Here is a 16,954-nt window from a genome sequence, read left to right on the forward strand (position 1 = left end):
CACGAGACCCTACCCATGAACTGGCAAGACCGTATTACCGCCGACCCCGCCATCTGCCACGGCAAACCCTGCATCAAAGGCACCCGCGTGCCGGTTTCGGTCGTCCTCGACAACTTGGCCGCGGGCGAAAGCGAAGCGGAAATCTTGCGCGGCTACCCCCTCGAAACCGCCGATATCCGGGCCGCCTTGGCCTACGCCGCGACCCTCGCCAGCGAGCGCGTGATCGCCCTGCCCCTGGAAGCGGCCTGATGCGCTTCAAGATCGACGAAAACCTGCACACCGACGCCGCCGAATTCTTGCGGCACCTCGGCCACGATGCGATGACCGTCTATGAACAAAATCTGGGCGGACATCCCGACGCCGAGATTGCCGATAGCTGTCGGCAAGAAACCCGCGCACTCATCACCCTGGACCTGGACTTCGCCAATATCCGCGCCTATCCGCCCAGCCTTTACCCCGGCTTGGTGGTGCTGCGCCTAGCAGATCAAAGCCGCCCGTCGGTACTCAGGGCTATGCGGAGGATCGCGCCGTTGTTCGACGCGGAACCCCTGGCCGGGCATCTCTGGATTGTGGATGAGCGGCAGGTCAGGATCAGACCGGGGGATTGAGCCTCGTACTAAGCCTAGCACCCAACGTTATTTCCCATTTTTTACCGGGACGCTTAGCCTTCTTTCCAAGTAAAATGATCGGTCTTTCCCGGCCGGAACCTGCGAAGGCTTATGTACCACTACGACAACTACGACCAAACCCTGGTGGACGAACGGGTGGCCCAGTTCAAGGGCCAGACCGAGCGTTTCCTGGCGGGGGAATTGACCGAAGACCAATTCCGCCCGCTCCGCCTCATGAATGGACTCTATATCCAGCGCCACGCGCCCATGCTGCGGGTCGCCATCCCCTACGGACTCCTGTCCTCGCGCCAACTGCGGATGCTGGCCCATATCGCCCGCCGCTACGACCAGGGCTACGGCCATTTCACCACCCGCCAGAACATCCAGTACAACTGGCCCAAGCTGGAGGAAGTCCCGGAAATCCTGGAACAACTCGCCACGGTCGAAATGCACGCCATCCAGACCAGCGGCAATTGCATCCGCAACACCACCAGCGACCATCTGGCCGGGGTGGCCCAGGACGAACTGGAAGACCCGCGGCCTTATTGCGAAATCATCCGCCAATGGTCCACCCTGCATCCCGAATTCGCCTTCCTGCCGCGCAAGTTCAAGATCGCGGTCAGCGGGGCGCAAAAAGACCGCGCCGCCACCCAGGTCCATGACATCGGCCTGCAATTGGTCAAGGGCGACGACGGCGAAACCGGCTTCGAGGTCTTGGTCGGCGGCGGCTTGGGCCGCACCCCCATCATCGGCGTGGTGATCCGCCCGTTCCTGGAAAAGCGGCATCTCCTGTCCTATCTCGAAGCCATCCTCCGGGTATACAACCGCTTTGGTCGCCGCGATAACAAATACAAGGCCCGCATCAAAATCCTGGTCAAGGAACTGGGCCAGGACCAATTCGCCGAACTGGTCGAGGCCGAATGGGCCGCGATCCGCGAGCCGCTGCTATTGGACCGGGCCGAGATCGAGCGGGTGCAAGCCTTCTTCCAGCCCCATCCCTACGCCGAACTGTCCACCGATGACGCCATCCTGGCCGCGCACAAGCAATGCGACGCCGCCTTCGCCGCCTGGTTCCGCCACAACACCGTGGCCCACAAGGTGCCGGGCTACCGCGTGGCCTTCGTGTCGCTGAAGCCCCCAGGCATCGCGCCCGGCGATATGACCGACCGCCAGATGGACGCAGTGGCCGACTTGGCCGAGCGCTACAGCTTCGGCGAAATCCGCGTCACCCATACCCAGAACCTGGTGCTGGCCGATGTGCGCCAGTCCGATTTGTACGAGCTATGGCAGGAACTCAGGGCGCTGGAACTCGCGACCCCGAATATCGGCACCGCCAGCGATATCATCAGCTGCCCCGGTCTCGATTTCTGCTCGCTGGCCAACGCCACTTCCATCCCCATCGCCAACGGCATCCAGCAGATTTTCGACAGCCTGGATTATCTCTACGACCTGGGCGACCTCCGCATCAATATCTCGGGTTGCATGAACGGCTGCGGCCACCATACCGTGGGCCATATCGGCATCCTGGGCGTCGATAAAAAGGGCGAGGAGTGGTACCAGATCACCCTGGGCGGTTCCTCGGCCAACGAGGCTTCGCTGGGCGAGCGGCTCGGCCCCGCCATCGCCAAGGACGACGTGGTCCACGCCATGGAGGCGATTTTCCAGACCTACCGCGAACTGCGCCTGGACGACGAGGCTTTCCTCCACACCGTCCGCCGCATCGGCATCGAACCTTTCCAGGAGCGCGTCTATGGCGATCATTAAGCAGGGCCGGGTGGTCCCGGACGAATGGCGGCATGTCGCCGACGACGAAGCCTTGCCGGCGGGCAAGGCCAGCATTTCCTTGCAACGCTGGCGGGCGGAGAAGGACAACCTGGACGGCCACGCGGCGGGTTTGGGCCTGCGCCTCGCCGCCGGGGACGCGCCGGAGGATATCGCGGCCGACCTCGCCCGCTTCGATCTCGTCGTGTTGGAGATGGCCCATTTCGCCGACGGCCGGGTGTTCAGCCAAGCCCGCTTGCTGCGCGAGCGGTTCGGCTATGCCGGGGAACTGCGGGCCAGGGGCGATTTCCTGCGCGACCAGATGTTCTATCTGGCGCGGGTCGGGGTCGATGCCTTCGAACTGGCCGAGGGCGTCGATCCCGCCAAGCTGCTGCCCGCGCTGACCGAGTTCAGCGTGGCCTATCAGGCGGCGGTGGATAACCCCGTGCCCTTGTACCGGCGCCGGGCGTGATTCCCCGCGCTTGAGGAAGCCCCCGTTTCGCGAGAGGCGGGGGCTTTTTCGTGGGCAGGGAAGCGGGCGCTTCGGAATGGCGTCGCCCGCGCTTGAATCCGGTAGAATCGCCGTCGTCCCGCCCCGGCTTGCGTTTGGATAACCCACCTTCAAGGAGAACCGCTATGAGACCTATCGCACTGTGGGCCGGCTTATTGCTGGCGCTGATGCTCGGCCTGACCGGCTGCCAAACCAACGGCGGCATCGGGCGGGCCGCTCAACTCGACCGCGACTCCGATTTCGCCCTGAGGAAGCTATACGACAGTTCGCCCGAAGCCCGCAAACTGGCGGCGCGGGCCAAGGGCATCCTGGTCTTCCCCGATATCGTCAAGGGCGGCTTCATGTTCGGGGCGTATTACGGCGATGGCGTGCTGCGCAAGCATGGCCGCACGGCGGGCTATTACAATAACTCGGCGTTCTCCTATGGCTTGCAGGCCGGGGTGCAGTCCTTCGGCTATGCGCTGTTCTTCATGAGCGATGGGGCGCTGGACTATTTGGATCAATCCAACGGCTGGGAAATCGGGGTCGGTCCCAGTATCGTGATCCTCGATGCCGGCAAGGCGAAGAGCATGACCACCACCACCTTGCAGCACGATATTTATGGTTTCGTGTTCGACCAGAAAGGCTTGATGGCCGGCCTGGGCTTGCAAGGCTCCAAAATCACCCGCATCAATCCATGAGGCCGCGCTCGCCGCGTCCGTTTCCATACTCGGGGTTCATCATGCCGAATCGCTTGGTTCTATTCGTTTCCCTGCTGGCGGCGCTGCTCGCGGGCTGTTCCATTTCGCATTCCATCGGCTCGATCTCCGATTCGGTGGGTTCCATTTCCGGCTCGTCCAGCCCGAAGGACGGGATCGGCAAGGATAAGATCACCTACCGCGACGATATCGCCAGCCTGACCTATTCCATCGCCGGGTCTTCCTTGGGGCCGCAGGAATTCCCCACCGCCGTGGGCCGGATCGCCATGCAGCACAATATCAGCGATTGGCGGCACGAGAAGGCGACCTATTACGGCATCGGCAAGGGTTTGAAGAAGGCCGGCGTGCCGCAGACCGATATCGGCAAGCAGCCCTTCCTCCAGGAAGTGCTGCTGGGCGATAAGAATGCCCAGCGCTATATCCAGGAAGGTTATCGCTATTAGGCCGGGCCTTGCGAAGCGGCGGCGCTGGTTCGCGCCGCTGGTGTTCTGCCTCTCCGGGCTGGCCCCGCCGGTATCGGCCAACCCCGCCTCCCTCGGTTTCATCTACATCGACGCCAATGTCGGCGGTTCCAGCGGTGGCCATGCCGCGCTCGGGATCGGGCCGGAGGTTTACCATTTCACCAACGACCAGGGCTATACCCGGCTGGTGCGCGAGCCTTGGGAGCGCTTCCGCTTCGTCTACAACGACCTCGAAAACCGCAATCTCCATCGGGCCGAAATCCCGGTCGAAGCCGCCGACCGGGAACGGGTGGCCGACCGGCTGGACCTTCTGTTCCTGGTGCAGAACCGCCATGTCGAACGGCTCGCCGCCTTGGAGCGCGACGCGGAATGGCTGGCCGCGCTCCGGGAAGGGCGGCGCTTCGAGATGCGGGGCGGGGGATTTTTTGCGCCGGGGCTGGGACCGCAAGCCGGTTTGGCCGGATTGCGTGCCGCGCTGGAACGACGCTACGGCCCGGATTCCGCGGTCCGCGAACCGAAGCGACTGGCCCAGGCGCTTGCGGGTTCGGCCTATCGTCCGCCGCCGACGACCGACGCGCCCGCCTTGGATCGTTATCCGCTGTATCCGCCGGGTGCTTCACGGCATTGGGAAGACCTGTGTTCACGTTGGTTGGCGTGGCGGGTGGTGCTGGAATCCTGGGGTTTGCGAGAGGGCGTGTTGATCGACGCGGCCCCCGGCCACTCCTTGTCCGGCGCGGAGCGGGCGTGGCTGGCGGCTTACCGGGAGCGCTTGGCGGAAGCCATCGTGGCCGATATCGGCGGCGGAACGCCCGAGCGGGGTTTCCCGTTGTTGCTGGCCTTGGCGCGGTATCTGGCGGTGGCCGAATCCCTGGCCCGCGACCGATTGCTGTTGCTGGACGCCTTGCCGCCTCCGGGCCGGGCGGAGCTGTTCACCCAGGTCGAAAGCCAAACCGGGCCGCTGGATGCGCTGCTGGGGCGCTTGCGGGATGGATGGCCGGGTTTGCGCCGTGCGGTGTTTGCCCTGGAGGAGCCGGACGAGCAGGCGTACAACCAACTCGAACACCATGCCTCCCAGATCGCCGAAATCCGGCGCGGCCTGGCCGAACGCCAGCCCGTCCGCTATGCCCGCCGGGTGGAGCCGCCTTCCGGCTGGGGCGCGGTCGATGCGCCCCGGCCCCGGTTGGAATCCGGCGTCCTGGCGCGGGCGGAACGGGAAGCGCGGGCGCGGGCCGGGTATTTCCGGGAACAGTTGGAAGCGCTTTATCCCTATGATCTGGTCCGGCGCAATTGCGTGACCGAGTTGGTCCGGGCGGTGGATTCGGCCTTCGATTCGGAGGCGCAAGCGCGGGCGGCGCTGGGGGGTTATCTGGCACCGGGCGAGGCTTTGGGCTTCGTGCCGTTCCGGTGGTTCGGTCTGGTCCGGCAACGGTTCCGGGCCGGGCCGGTCGCGGTCTTGCCATCCTACCGCAACCGCAGGCTGGGCCGGTTCGCGGCGCTGGGCGCGGACTGGCCGGTCTTCGCGGCGGAATCCACCACCCTGACGTCCAGCTTCTACCGGCCCAAACCGGGGGATACGCTGTTCCTGTTGTTCACCGAGCAGGTGTTCTGGACGCGGCCCTTGTACGGGACGGTGAATCTGGCCTATGGCCTGGCCGGGGCGGCCTTGGGGCTGGTGGCGGTTCCGTTCGACCGGGGTGAATTATTGCGGGAAGGCTTGCGCGGGGCCTTGTTCAGCCTGCCGGAATTGGCGTTCGCCAATATACGGAAGGGGAGTTTCGAGGGCGTCCGGGAGGGGGGCGGCACTCCGTAGGCGCGGGCCGGAACCCGCGCCTACGCCGCGCCTCAGTTCTTCTTGGTCACGGCGGTGCTGCCGCCGCGATGGCGGACGATGTTGATGCCCTTGAGCAGGTTCAGCGCTTCGTTCAAGGGATAATCCTGCAAGGCCAGGGCTTCTTCCTTGTCCTCGGCGCTCTTGGCTTCGTCCTTCTTCGGTTCTTCCTTCTTGGTCTTGTTGTCGAGGTGGTTGACCAAATCGGCTTCCTTGATCGGGGCGAACTCGGATTGCGCCACCGCTTCCAGCTTCACCTTGGAAATCGGCACGTCGGGCGCGATGCCCTCGGCCTGGATCGAGCGGCCCGAAGGCGTGTAGTAGCGGGCCGTGGTCAGCTTGACCGCTCCGCCATTGCTGGTCGGCAGGATGGTCTGCACCGAGCCTTTGCCGAAGGTCTTTTCGCCCATGATGATGGCGCGTTTGTGGTCTTGCAGGGCACCGGCCACGATCTCCGAGGCCGAGGCCGAACCGGAATTGATCAGCACCACGATGGGGGCGCCGTTCAGTACGTCGCTGGGGGTGGCGTTGAACCGCATCTTGGAATCCTCGACCCGGCCATCGGTGTAGACGATCAGGCCGTCGTCGAGGAAGGCGTCGCTGACCGCGACTGCCGCGTTGAGGACGCCGCCGGGATTGTTGCGGAGGTCCAGCACCAGCCCTTTCAACTCGCCGTTCTTGCGTAAATCGCCGAGGGCTTCGAGGACGTTGTCGCCGGTCTTGGATTGGAAGCTGGTGATGCGGACATAGCCATAGCCGTCTTCCAGCAAGCGGCTCTTGACGCTTTTCACCTTGATGATGTCGCGCACCAGCTTGATCTTGATCGGCTGTTCCACGCCTTCGCGCACGATGGTCAGCACGATGGGGCTGCCGGGTTCGCCGCGCATGAGCTTGACCGCGTCGTTGAGGCTCATGCCCTTCACCGGCTTGTCGTCGAGGCGGATGATGAGATCGCCGGCCTTGACGCCGGCCTTCTGGGCCGGGGTGTCGTCGATGGGCGAGATCACCTTGACGAAGCCGTTCTCCATGCCGACCTCGATCCCCAAGCCCCCGAACTGGCCGGTGGTGCCGACCTTGAGTTCGTTGTATTGCTCCTTGTCGAGATAGGCCGAATGCGGGTCGAGTCCGGTCAACATGCCGCGGATGGCGTCTTCGAGCAGTTTGTCGTCGGTGACGGGCTCGACGTAATCCTGGCGGATGCGCCCGTAAACCTCCGAGAAGGTCTTCAATCCCTCGAAAGGAATCGAGTTCACGTCGCCCCCGGCTTCTTTCTCGGCCAGCGCGCTGCCGCCGAGGCTGATCGTAGCGCCGAGCGCGACGCCTAGGGTAAGGGTTAGAAGATTTCTCTGTCGCAACATAGGTTTTCCCGTCAACAAAAACGCCACGAATTTACAAGGGCCATCAATGGGCGCGGTTGCACCATGGCAGGGGGTTGACCGCCCGGCCCTGTTCCCGGATTCCGAAATAAAGGGCGGGTTCCGCCCGGCCGCCGCTGGTGCCGACCGTGGCGATCACCTCGCCCGCCGCCACCCGTTCCCCTACTTCTTTGTTCAAGCTTTGATTGTAAGCATACAGGCTCATTACCCCGTCGCCATGATCGACGATGGTGAGCAAACCGTAACCGCGCAACCAGTCGGAATAGACCACTTGGCCTTCCGCGACGGCCCGCACCGGGGTGCCTTCCTCGGCGGCGATCAACAGGCCGTCCCAGCGACCGTTCATCCGGGGGCTGCCGAATTGTCCGACCAGGCGGCCCTGCACCGGGCAGGTCGGATGGGCGTCGGGGGCGGGGGAGGGCGGGTGGAGGTCGTCATTCCCGGTCGGGGGCGCGGTTTCCAGCGTGGTCAATAAGTCCCGCAGGTGTTGCTCGTCTTCCTGGAGCCGCCGGAGTTCGGCGTCCTTGTCGCGGAGTTGGTGTTCCAACTGGGCCAGGAGGCCGCGCCGTTGGCGCCTCGATTCTTCCAGTGCGTGGCGTTCTTCGAGGATGTGCTGGCGGGTCTCGTTGAGACGTTGCGTTTCCTGTGAAAGTTCATCGCCCAGGCGTTGGGCGGCGGCCAGCTCGCGGTCGATCTCTTGCAGCAGCGCGGCCCGGGCCAAATTCAAATATCGATAATAGGCTAACACACGCGCGAGCCGGGCGGGTTCTTCTTGGTTCAAGAGGAGCTTGAGCCAATCGCGTTGGCCCAACCCGTAGGCGGCGCGGGCTTGTCCCGCCAGGGCGCGGTGCTGGCGTTCCACCGAGGCCAAGAGGGCGAGGCGCTGGCGCTTGAGGTCTTCCAGGCGTTGGGCGCGCTTCCGCGCTTCGGCTTCCAGCGTCTTGACGGCCTTGAAGGTCTGGCCGTGCTTGCGCTCGATATCGGCCAGTTGTTCGTCGAGCGCGGTTTTCTGGGTTTCCATCTCGTCGCGGGATTTCCGGGCCGAATCGAGGCGTTCCTGGACCGCTTCCAATTCCTGTTGGGGTTCCGCGCCGGGGGCCGCGGTGCCGGGTTTGGTGGACAGCGCGAGGCAAAGCAAGGCTAGGGCTGGCAGGGGCGACAAAACCTATCCGCCTCAAAGCGGTTGGGGGTGGGAAGGCACGGTCCGGGAGGAAGCGGCCCGGCGGGACGGGGTGCCCGAGTCCATGGTGCCGGGGCCGTGGGGACCGCTGTCGCCGCGGCCCATCGGGACGGCGGGTTTAGGCGGCTGCGACTTCAAAGTATAATCCCTCGCTTGGTTCAAGCCCGGTGATCCCGGAAACCCGCCGGACACGGCAAATACCAAGGGCGATTCTAACCTTTTTTCGCACGCTCGTCGTCTGCCGTGAAGGTGGTCCGCGGCGTCCACCGCTTACACGATGGGGGGCATACATGACCGGAACGCAGGAGAGATTGATCACGGAGGCGTCGGATATCGAGCAAGCGGCCAACTGCCTGAAAGCCATGTCCCACCCCTTGCGGCTCAAAATCCTGTGTGTCCTGGGCAAGGACAAGGTCAGCGTCCAGGAGATCGTCGAGCAGGTCGGCACCACCCAAAGCAACATTTCCCAACACCTGGGGATACTGCGGAACAAGGGCATCCTTGCCTGTAAGAAAGATGCCAACCGCGTTTACTATTATGTCGATGACCAACGTACCCTACAGTTGATCGAGCTGATGAGGGAATTGTTTTGTCACCGCTGATTCCATCCCGTATCGAGAATCCACCCTATGAACGTTACTTTTGATCGGCTCGTTGAATTTATCGGCAATCATTGGATCATGAGCAGCGGGCTGTTTATTGTTATCATCCTGCTGATCCAGGATTTTATCGAGAGCCTGACCCGCAAGCACAAGACCGTTTCACCCATCGAGGCCGTGGCCTTGATGAACGACGACAACACCTTGGTGCTGGATGTCCGCGAGCCGAACGAGTTCGACCAGGGCCATATCGAAGGAGCCCGCAATGTCCCCTTGGCGAAGCTCGAAAGCGCCTTGGAGCTTGAACCCCACAAGCAAAGCCCGGTGATCGTGACCTGCCAGTCGGGCACCCGTTCCCAGCCGGCCTGCAAGCAGCTGCTGGCCCAGGGCTTCACCCAGGTGTTCGAGTTGAGCGGCGGCATGTTGGCCTGGGAAGACCAGAAGCTTCCCGTGACCCGGAAGCGCGGCGGCAAGAAATAACCCCCCCTCAATCCCCATTTTTTAACCCCAGCATAGGAAAGCAAACCCCATGGCCGAAGCAAACGCGCAGCAGCCGGAACGCCAGTTCGCCCTGCAAAAGATTTACGTCAAGGATGTGTCGTTCGAGACCCCGCATTCCCCCGAGGTTTTCACCCTCAATTGGGAGCCCAAGGTCGAGTTCAACCTGGCGAGCAATGCCCAGCAGCTTCAGGAAGGTCTGTTCGAGGTCGGCCTGACCGTGACCCTGACCGTGAAGGTCGGCGACAAGACCGCTTATCTGGTCGAAATCTGCCAAGCCGGGATTTTTTCGATCCTGGGCTTCCAAGAGCAGGAATACGGCCACCTGCTCGGCAGCTATTGCCCCACCGTGCTGTTCCCCTACGCCCGCGAGGCGGTGTCCGATCTGGTCATCAAGGGCGGGTTCCCTCCGATGCTGCTGGCCCCGGTCAACTTCGACGCGCTCTACATGCAGCATCTCCAGCAATTGCAGCAGCAACAGGCGGAAGCCCCGACCAATCATTGAGGACGGGGTTGTCGCGCCATCATGGCTAAGGTATCGGTATTGGGGGCGGGTTCCTGGGGCACCGCGCTGGCGATCTTGCTGGCGCGGAACGGCCACGGGGTCAAGCTCTGGGGCCACCATCCCGCCCACATCGCGGCCCTCCAGGCCGAGCGCCTGAACCGGCGCTATCTGCCCGAAGTCCGGTTCCCCGCCTCCCTCCACCCCGTCGCGGAACTCCCCGCGGCGGTGGCGGAGTCCGAATTCCTCGTCGTCTCCGTACCCAGCCATGCCTTCGGGGCCTTGCTGGCCGAGGTCCGCCCCCATCTGCCGCCGCGGCCCCGCATCGCCTGGGCCACCAAGGGCTTGGAATTGGAAAGCGGGCGCTTGCTGCACGAGGTGGCGGCGGCGGTGTTCGGGCCGGACGTGCCGATGGCGGCGCTGTCCGGTCCCACTTTCGCGGGCGAGGTCGCCGCCAACCAGCCCACCGCCATGACCGTGGCCTCGAAAAATCCCGAATTCGCGGCGGCCCTGGTCAACCTCCTGCACAACGAGCGGTTCCGCGCCTATAGCAGCGACGATATCGTCGGCGTGCAATTGGGCGGGGCCACCAAGAACGTCCTGGCCATCGCCGCCGGGGTGGCGGATGGCCTGGGTTTCGGGGCCAATGCCCGCGCCGCCCTCATCACCCGCGGGCTGGCGGAAATGACCCGGCTGGGCCTGGCCCTGGGCGGCAAGCCCGAGACCTTCATGGGGCTGGCCGGGGTCGGCGATTTGCTCCTGACCTGTACCGACAACCAATCGCGCAACCGCCGGTTCGGTCTGGGCCTGGGCTGGGGCGAATCCAGGGCGGAGGTCGCCGCCCGCATCGGCCAGGAGATCGAAGGCATTCCCACGGCCAAGATCCTCCATGGCCTGGCCCGGAGCCATGGCATCGAGATGCCGATCACCGAACAGACCTACAGGATTCTTTACGAAGGACTCGCCCCCTTGGAAGCGGTACGGAACCTCCTGATCCGGGAGCCCAAGTCCGAAGCCTGGGCTTGATCCGGGGGCAACCCCGCAATCCCCGCTATGCTTTCCAGGAAGATCGACAAGGATGTCCCCCCCAGGCCGAGGCCGCCGCGCTCCGGCCACGGCCTTCCCGAACCTTGTTGATCCATCGATATAAAGCACGGAGTTCCGGCATCCATGACCCCATCCCAAGGCAACGGTCGGTCCAGTTTCGCGGAATCCGACCTGGGCAAGGCTTTCGCGGCCTGCAAAGGCTCGTTCATGTTCGCCGGATTCTTCAGCCTGTTCGTCAACCTGCTGTTGCTGGTGCCGTCGTTCTACATGATGGCGGTCTACGACAAGGTTATCGGTAGCGGCAGCGAATCCACCCTCTTCATGCTGACTTTGATCGCGGTATTCCTGTTCCTGGTGATGGGTGGGTTGGAATGGGTGCGCTCGCAAATCCTGATTTCCACCAGCACCCGGCTGGATCAATTGCTGGGGAACCGGGTGTTCGATTCGGTGTTCGCCCAGGCGCTGGCGACCGGCGGGCGGATGGCGACCGCCCAGCCTTTGGGCGATTTGCTGCAACTGCGCCAATTCCTGACCGGGCCGGGTTTGTTCGCCTTTTTCGACGCGCCTTGGATGCCGATTTATCTGGTGTTGATGTTCCTGTTCCATTGGGCCTTCGGCGCATTGGCGGTGGTGTCCGCCATCGTCCTGGGCGTGCTGGCGGTGTGGAACGAACTCGCCACCCGTTCCCATCTGGAACAGGCCAACCGCGAGGCGGCGGAGGCCAGCCAATTCACCCAGCGCAACCTCCGCAACGCCGAGGTGATCGAGGCCATGGGCATGCACGAACCGCTGCGTGCCCGTTGGCAACAGAAACAGGTGAAAATGCTGTCCCTGCAAGGCCACGCCAGCGCCAAGGCCGGCTTGATTAGCATGTTGGGGAAAACCTACCGCCTCACCATCCAATCGCTGGCCTTGGGTTTGGGCGCGTATCTGGCCTTGCACAAGGAAATCACGCCGGGCTTGATGATCGGTGGTTCCATCCTGCTGGGCCGGGCCTTGGCCCCTTTGGATTTGATGATCAGCAATTGGCGCGGTTTCCTCACCGCCCGCGAAGCCTATCACCGGCTGGACCGCTTGTTGGCGGCGGTGCCGGAGCGCCAACCCCCCATGCCCTTGCCCGCGCCGCAAGGCCGCATCGCCCTGGAACAATTGGTCATCGTCCCGCCCGGCGCCCAGGAGCCGGTCATCAAGGGCATCAACCTGGTGCTGGAACCCGGCACCCAACTCGCCATCATCGGACCCAGCGCCGCCGGCAAATCGACCCTGGTGCGCGGCATCCTGGGGCTATACCGCCCGGCCAAGGGCTGTGTGCGGCTGGACGGGGCCGATATCCTGCACTGGGACCGTAGGCAACTCGGCCAATACATCGGCTATCTACCCCAGGATGTGGAATTGCTGGACGGTACGGTCAGCGAGAACATCGCCCGCTTCGGCGAGATCGACCCGGAAAAAGTGGTCGCCGCCGCCAAGGCCGCCGGTATCCACGACATGATCCTGCGCCTGCCGCAGGGCTACGATACCCGGCTGCTCGGCAACGGCGGCGTGTTGTCGGCGGGACAACAGCAGCGCTTGGGGCTGGCCCGCGCCCTGCACGGCGATCCCCGCGTCGTCATCTTGGACGAACCCAATTCCAACCTCGACCAAGCCGGCGACATGGCTTTGATCGCCACCCTGGCCGAACTCAAGCGCCAGGGCAAGACCGTGATCGTCATCACCCATAGGACCAATATGCTGGCCCAGGTGGATAACGTGTTGATGCTGGTCGAGGGGCAGGTGGCCCTGTGCGGCCCCAGGGACGAGGTGCTGGCCAAGCTGAACCAACCCCAGCAAACCGCCCAGCCGCGCCCGGTCCAGCCCGCCGCGCCCGCCCGCATCGGGCAGGCCGCTTCCTCCTAATCCCGCAGCGAACCCTAGCCCATGTCATCCGTACCCAATACGACCCCGGCCTTGCCCGACGACGACCGTCCCGCCCGCCGCATCGGCCTCGTCACCGTGCTGCTGGTGTTCGGCGTGTTCGGCGGCTGGGCGGCCCTGGCCCCCCTGGACAGCGCCGCCCTGGCCCCCGGCGTCATCACGGTGGAAAGCTACCGCAAGACCGTCCAGCACCTCGAAGGCGGCATCATCGAGACCCTCCAGGTCCGCGACGGCGAAACGGTGAAGAAGGACCAAGTCCTCGTGACCCTCGACAACACCCAGCCCAAGGCCCAGCTCGAAGTGCTGCGCGGCGAGTACTACATCGCCGCCGCCCGCGAGGCCCGTTTGGTGGCCCAGCGCGACGGGTTGGCCGGGGTGGCCTATCCCCCGGATTTGCTGGCCCGGCGCGACGATCCCAGGGTGCAGGACGCCATCCGGGTGCAGAGCCAGACCTTCGCGGTGCGGAAGACCGCCCACGAGGGCGAGATCGCCGTCTATCAACGCCAAGTCGAGCAATTGAAGGCCAAGGCCAACGGCCTGCGTTCCCAGCGCCAGAGCCGCGAGCGTTTGGTCGAGTCCTACCGCGGCGAGTTGAAGGATTATGCCAGCCTGTTGGAAGAAGGCTTCACCGAGAAGCAGAAGGTCCGCGAACTGGAACGCAGCCTGGCCCAGAGCGAGGGCCAGTTGGGCGAATTGGTGGCCGATATCGCCGCCACCGAACTCCAGATCAGCGAAACCGAACTCAAAATCCTGCAATTGAAGAAGGAATTGCAGCGCGAGGTCGCCAAGGAACTGGTCGAGGTCCAGGCCCAGAGCTTCGAGCTACGCGAGAAAATCCAGTCGGTGGAGGCCACCGTGCAACGCACCGTGGTCAAGGCGCCCGAGGCCGGCATGGTCATGGGCTTGGCGGTGCATACCCTGGGCGCGGTGATCCAGCCCGGCGGCCATATCCTCGATATCGTGCCGCAGAACGAAAAGCTGATCGTCGAGGCCCACGTCTCGCCCAACGATATCGACCGGGTCAAGGTCGGGCAGCAGGCCGAAATCCGCTTCACCGCCTTCAAATCCAGGGAAACCCCCAAGATCGACGGCAGGCTCTCCAGCCTGTCCGCCGACCGCTTGGTCGACGAGCGCCAGCCGGAGGCCATGCCCTACTATCTGGCGCGGGTCGAGGTATCGCCGGAGGGTTTGAAGGATTTGGCCGGCCAGCATCTGGAACTGGTGCCGGGGATGCCCGCCGAGGTCCTCATCAACACCGGGGCGCGGACCCTGCTGGAATACCTCACCCGCCCGCTCACCGACACCTTCGCCCGTTCCTTCATCGAGGATTGAGCCTTGCGTAGACTTTATCCGAGTTTGGCCCTGGCGCTGTGGGCGGGGCTGGCCCAGGCCGCGGGGCCGGTGGACCTGCTGCAATTGTACGAACAGACCCTCGCCACCAATCCGGTGCTGAAGGGCAAGGAATACACCATCGACCAGGCCCATGCCCAGCGCGACCAAGCCCTGAGCAAATTGCTGCCGCAGGTGATGGCGGTCGGCAATTACAGCTGGAACGAGTTCCGGCAGGACCGCGGCAGGCTCCCCGGCTACAGCGTGGACGACTATCAGGGGATGCGTGGGGTGATCCAGGCCCGGCAGGCGTTGTTCGATCTGCCGTCCTACCTGGGCTATCAAAGCGCCGGCGCCTCGATCCAACAGACCGAGCAGGAATTGGAAGCGGTGCGGATGGCGACCACCGCCGATCTGATCGACCGCTATTTCATGGTGCTGGAGGCGGTGGACGAGATGAGCTATGTCGAGGGCGAGAAGGCGCTGACCACCAGCGAGATGCAGCGCATCCGCAGGATGTACGAGCGGCAGATGGCGATGGTGACCGATCTCTACGAGGTCGAGGCCTATTACCAGACCCTCCTGACCCACGAGATCGAGGTCGGCAACGCCAAGGCCGTGGCCTTGGAAAAGCTGCGCGAAACCACCGGGATGCCGGTGCCCGACTTGGCCCCCCTGGCCCGCGACCGCCTGCCGGAGGTGCCGGGACAGGTGGACGAATGGGTGCGCGAGGCCAACACCAACCATCCCGCCCTCAAGGCCTTGCAATACGCCCTCGACGCCGCCGAGGCCGCGATAGGCAGCGCCCGCGCCCAGCATCTGCCGCAATTGTCCTTGCAGATGTCCGAAATCTATTCCGACAACCAGGGCTACGACAACCGTCCGATTGGGCGCTACAACTCGGCCAGCGTCGGAGTGCAGCTCAACGTGCCGATCTATTCGGGCGGGGAGATCGAGGCCGCGGCGAAGGAGGCGGTGGCGCGTTACCAGACCACCCAGGAAAAGCGGGTGGAACGGCAGCGCGAAATCGACAAGGAAATCCGCACCGCCTACCTCAACGCCCGTACCGGCCGGGCCAAGGTGGATTCCACCGCCAAGGAGATCGAGTTCCGCGAGAAGGCCCGCGTGGCCCAGGAAAAGAGCTACGAACTCGGGGTCGCCACCATCGTGGCCCTGCTCGAATCCAAGAAGAACCTGCTCAAGGCCCGGTTCGAATATGCCGGGGCGCGGTACGACTATATCCGGTCCCTGGTGGCTTTGCGGCTGTGGAGCGGCTCCCTGTCCCTGCGCGATATCGAGGACATCAACGGCTGGCTGGCCGGGGCCAAGCCCAAGCGCTAGGCGCTGTTCCGAACCCGCCCCCCTGGACCGGAAAAGCCCGCCATCCCGAAGGATGGCGGGCTTTTCCATATCCGGCCCGGAACGCGGGCCGCTCAGGTCAGCACGAAGCCGTCCCCCGAGACGGCGAGCTGGTGGACGCCGACCAGCTTGACGGAGAAATCGTCCTTTTCGACGAATTGCCCGTCCTGGTTGATATCGAATTCGAGCAGGCCGGGATTCTGGCCCGAACCCGGCACGAAGGCGATGGGGTGGTCGGCGTCGATCCCGCCCGCCGCCGAGGAACCCACATGCAGGCCGTCCCACACCGGGGCCGTGAACAAAAGCCGGTCCCCGGCGGTGGCGTAGACCGTGTCCTGGGTGTTCGCCACGAGGTCGTCGGTGCTGTAGCCATAGTTGTCCTTGCCCTTGCCGCCGTCCAGGATATCGCTGCCCGCGCCGCCGATCAAAAGGTCGGAGCCATCCCCGCCGTAGAGCTTGTCGTTGCCGCCGCCGCCATTGAGGGCGTCGCCGCCCGAACCCGCGCCCTGCTTGGCGGTCTTGCCGTTGCCGCCGTAGAGCGTGTCGCTGCCGTCGCCGCCCCTGAGGGCGTCCTTGCCCGCGCTGCCGGTCAGGGTGTCGCCGCCCGCCCCGCCGGAGAGGTAGTCGCCGCCCGCCCCGCCATAGAGGGCATCGTTGCCGTCCTCGCCGAACAATTGGTCGTTGCCGCCCAGGCCGGTGAGCTTGTCGTTGCCGCCGTAGCCGATCATCAGGTCCGGTTTGGCGGAACCCTTGTGGGTGTCGTCGAGGGGGTTGGCGCTGTCGCCGGTCCAGACCGGATTGCTGGCCGTGCTGGTGGGCGGGGTGATGAAGAAGTCCAGGGTGCCGCTGTCCTGGGACCAGGCCTGTCCATCGTTGACCTTGAAGGTGAGGTGTTGGACCCAAGTCCCGAAGGGGTTCGACGGCTGGTAGGCCGGGGCTTGATAGCTGAGGTTGGCGAGGTCGCCGACCGGGAGGGTGGTTTGCGCCGCGACCGCTTGTCCGTCGAGCAGGAGTTGGCCTTCGGCGGGCGGGTTCAGGATCAGGATTTTCTGGAGGGAGTCGCCCGCATCGGCGTCGGAAAAGGGGAAATCGGCGGCGGCCAAGGCCAGGCTGGCACCTGGGGCGATAGCGACATGGTTGTGGCCGGTGGTGGGGAGGGTATTGCTCATGGGGGAATCGCTCTGTGCTGGGGGAGGGGCCGTCGCCGGGGCTGGGAATCCGCGACGGCTTGGATTTTAAGGGCAAAGCGTTACGGCAGATAGCCGCGCCCGGACGCCCGCGCG

General features: G+C 64.5%; 17 protein-coding genes. 14 read left to right on the top strand and 3 right to left on the bottom strand.

Annotation, left to right across the window (positions count from 1 at the left end; all coding sequences use genetic code 11):
* Window positions 1–15: 15 nt before the first annotated feature.
* The 7 genes from K5658_RS05090 to K5658_RS05120 all read left to right on the top strand — a co-directional run bounded on the left by K5658_RS05090 (window position 16) and on the right by K5658_RS05120 (window position 5,849).
* Window positions 16–249, top strand: a complete 234-nt coding sequence (locus K5658_RS05090; protein WP_221065890.1) for a DUF433 domain-containing protein — start codon at window positions 16–18, stop codon at window positions 247–249.
* Entirely contained in the window at window positions 249–608 is a 360-nt protein-coding gene (locus K5658_RS05095; RefSeq protein ID WP_221065891.1) for a DUF5615 family PIN-like protein, read from the top strand. Before K5658_RS05090 ends, K5658_RS05095 begins: the two co-directional genes overlap by 1 nt.
* A 111-nt stretch (window positions 609–719) precedes the next feature.
* Window positions 720–2,372, top strand: coding sequence for a nitrite/sulfite reductase (locus K5658_RS05100; protein WP_221065892.1), 1,653 nt, complete (start codon window positions 720–722; stop codon window positions 2,370–2,372).
* Window positions 2,359–2,841 (top strand): DUF934 domain-containing protein, encoded by a 483-nt coding sequence (locus K5658_RS05105; protein WP_221065893.1) that lies wholly within the window; start codon window positions 2,359–2,361, stop codon window positions 2,839–2,841. Before K5658_RS05100 ends, K5658_RS05105 begins: the two co-directional genes overlap by 14 nt.
* Window positions 2,842–3,005: 164 nt before the next feature.
* Complete coding sequence (locus K5658_RS05110) at window positions 3,006–3,560, top strand: lipid-binding SYLF domain-containing protein (protein WP_221065894.1); 555 nt, start codon at window positions 3,006–3,008, stop codon at window positions 3,558–3,560.
* Between the two features lie 41 nt (window positions 3,561–3,601).
* A complete protein-coding gene (locus tag K5658_RS05115) occupies window positions 3,602–4,021 on the top strand; it encodes a putative lipoprotein (protein ID WP_221065895.1) in 420 nt (139 codons plus the stop codon).
* Entirely contained in the window at window positions 3,984–5,849 is a 1,866-nt protein-coding gene (locus K5658_RS05120; protein WP_221065896.1) for a hypothetical protein, read from the top strand. The genes K5658_RS05115 and K5658_RS05120 overlap by 38 nt, the downstream gene beginning before the upstream one ends.
* Window positions 5,850–5,881: 32 nt before the next feature.
* On the opposite strand, the gene K5658_RS05125 is transcribed toward K5658_RS05120, so the two are convergent.
* Together K5658_RS05125 and K5658_RS05130 are read right to left on the bottom strand one after the other, a co-directional pair.
* Window positions 5,882–7,225 (bottom strand): S41 family peptidase, encoded by a 1,344-nt coding sequence (locus tag K5658_RS05125; RefSeq protein WP_221065897.1) that lies wholly within the window; start codon window positions 7,223–7,225, stop codon window positions 5,882–5,884.
* A 43-nt stretch (window positions 7,226–7,268) separates the two neighbouring features.
* Entirely contained in the window at window positions 7,269–8,405 is a 1,137-nt protein-coding gene (locus K5658_RS05130) for a murein hydrolase activator EnvC family protein (protein ID WP_246628571.1), read from the bottom strand.
* Window positions 8,406–8,713: 308 nt separating this feature from the next.
* Between K5658_RS05130 and K5658_RS05135 the strand changes: the two genes are divergently transcribed.
* From K5658_RS05135 to K5658_RS05165, 7 genes are all read left to right on the top strand, one after another.
* Window positions 8,714–9,025 carry an ArsR/SmtB family transcription factor gene (locus tag K5658_RS05135; RefSeq protein WP_221065898.1) on the top strand — a complete coding sequence of 104 codons (312 nt, stop codon included), beginning with the start codon at window positions 8,714–8,716 and terminating at the stop codon, window positions 9,023–9,025.
* Window positions 9,026–9,103: 78 nt separating this feature from the next.
* The gene (locus tag K5658_RS05140) at window positions 9,104–9,502 is read left to right on the top strand and encodes a rhodanese-like domain-containing protein (protein WP_246628572.1); all 399 of its coding nucleotides are present in this window, start codon (window positions 9,104–9,106) and stop codon (window positions 9,500–9,502) included.
* Window positions 9,503–9,551: 49 nt separating this feature from the next.
* Window positions 9,552–10,025 (top strand): protein-export chaperone SecB, encoded by a 474-nt coding sequence (gene secB, locus K5658_RS05145; protein WP_221065900.1) that lies wholly within the window; start codon window positions 9,552–9,554, stop codon window positions 10,023–10,025.
* 18 nt (window positions 10,026–10,043) lie between these two features.
* Entirely contained in the window at window positions 10,044–11,048 is a 1,005-nt protein-coding gene (locus K5658_RS05150) for an NAD(P)H-dependent glycerol-3-phosphate dehydrogenase (protein ID WP_221066904.1), read from the top strand.
* A 144-nt stretch (window positions 11,049–11,192) separates the two neighbouring features.
* Complete coding sequence (locus K5658_RS05155) at window positions 11,193–12,965, top strand: type I secretion system permease/ATPase (protein ID WP_221065901.1); 1,773 nt, start codon at window positions 11,193–11,195, stop codon at window positions 12,963–12,965.
* Window positions 12,966–12,986: 21 nt separating this feature from the next.
* Window positions 12,987–14,315, top strand: a complete 1,329-nt coding sequence (locus K5658_RS05160) for an HlyD family type I secretion periplasmic adaptor subunit (RefSeq protein WP_221065902.1) — start codon at window positions 12,987–12,989, stop codon at window positions 14,313–14,315.
* 3 nt (window positions 14,316–14,318) lie between these two features.
* Window positions 14,319–15,653, top strand: a complete 1,335-nt coding sequence (locus K5658_RS05165) for a TolC family outer membrane protein (RefSeq protein WP_221065903.1) — start codon at window positions 14,319–14,321, stop codon at window positions 15,651–15,653.
* A gap of 92 nt (window positions 15,654–15,745) precedes the next feature.
* On the opposite strand, the gene K5658_RS05170 is transcribed toward K5658_RS05165, so the two are convergent.
* The gene (locus K5658_RS05170; RefSeq protein WP_221065904.1) at window positions 15,746–16,840 is read right to left on the bottom strand and encodes a calcium-binding protein; all 1,095 of its coding nucleotides are present in this window, start codon (window positions 16,838–16,840) and stop codon (window positions 15,746–15,748) included.
* Window positions 16,841–16,954 lie beyond the last annotated feature (114 nt).

This window comes from Methylomagnum ishizawai (assembly GCF_019670005.1).
Lineage (GTDB): Bacteria > Pseudomonadota > Gammaproteobacteria > Methylococcales > Methylococcaceae > Methylomagnum > Methylomagnum ishizawai.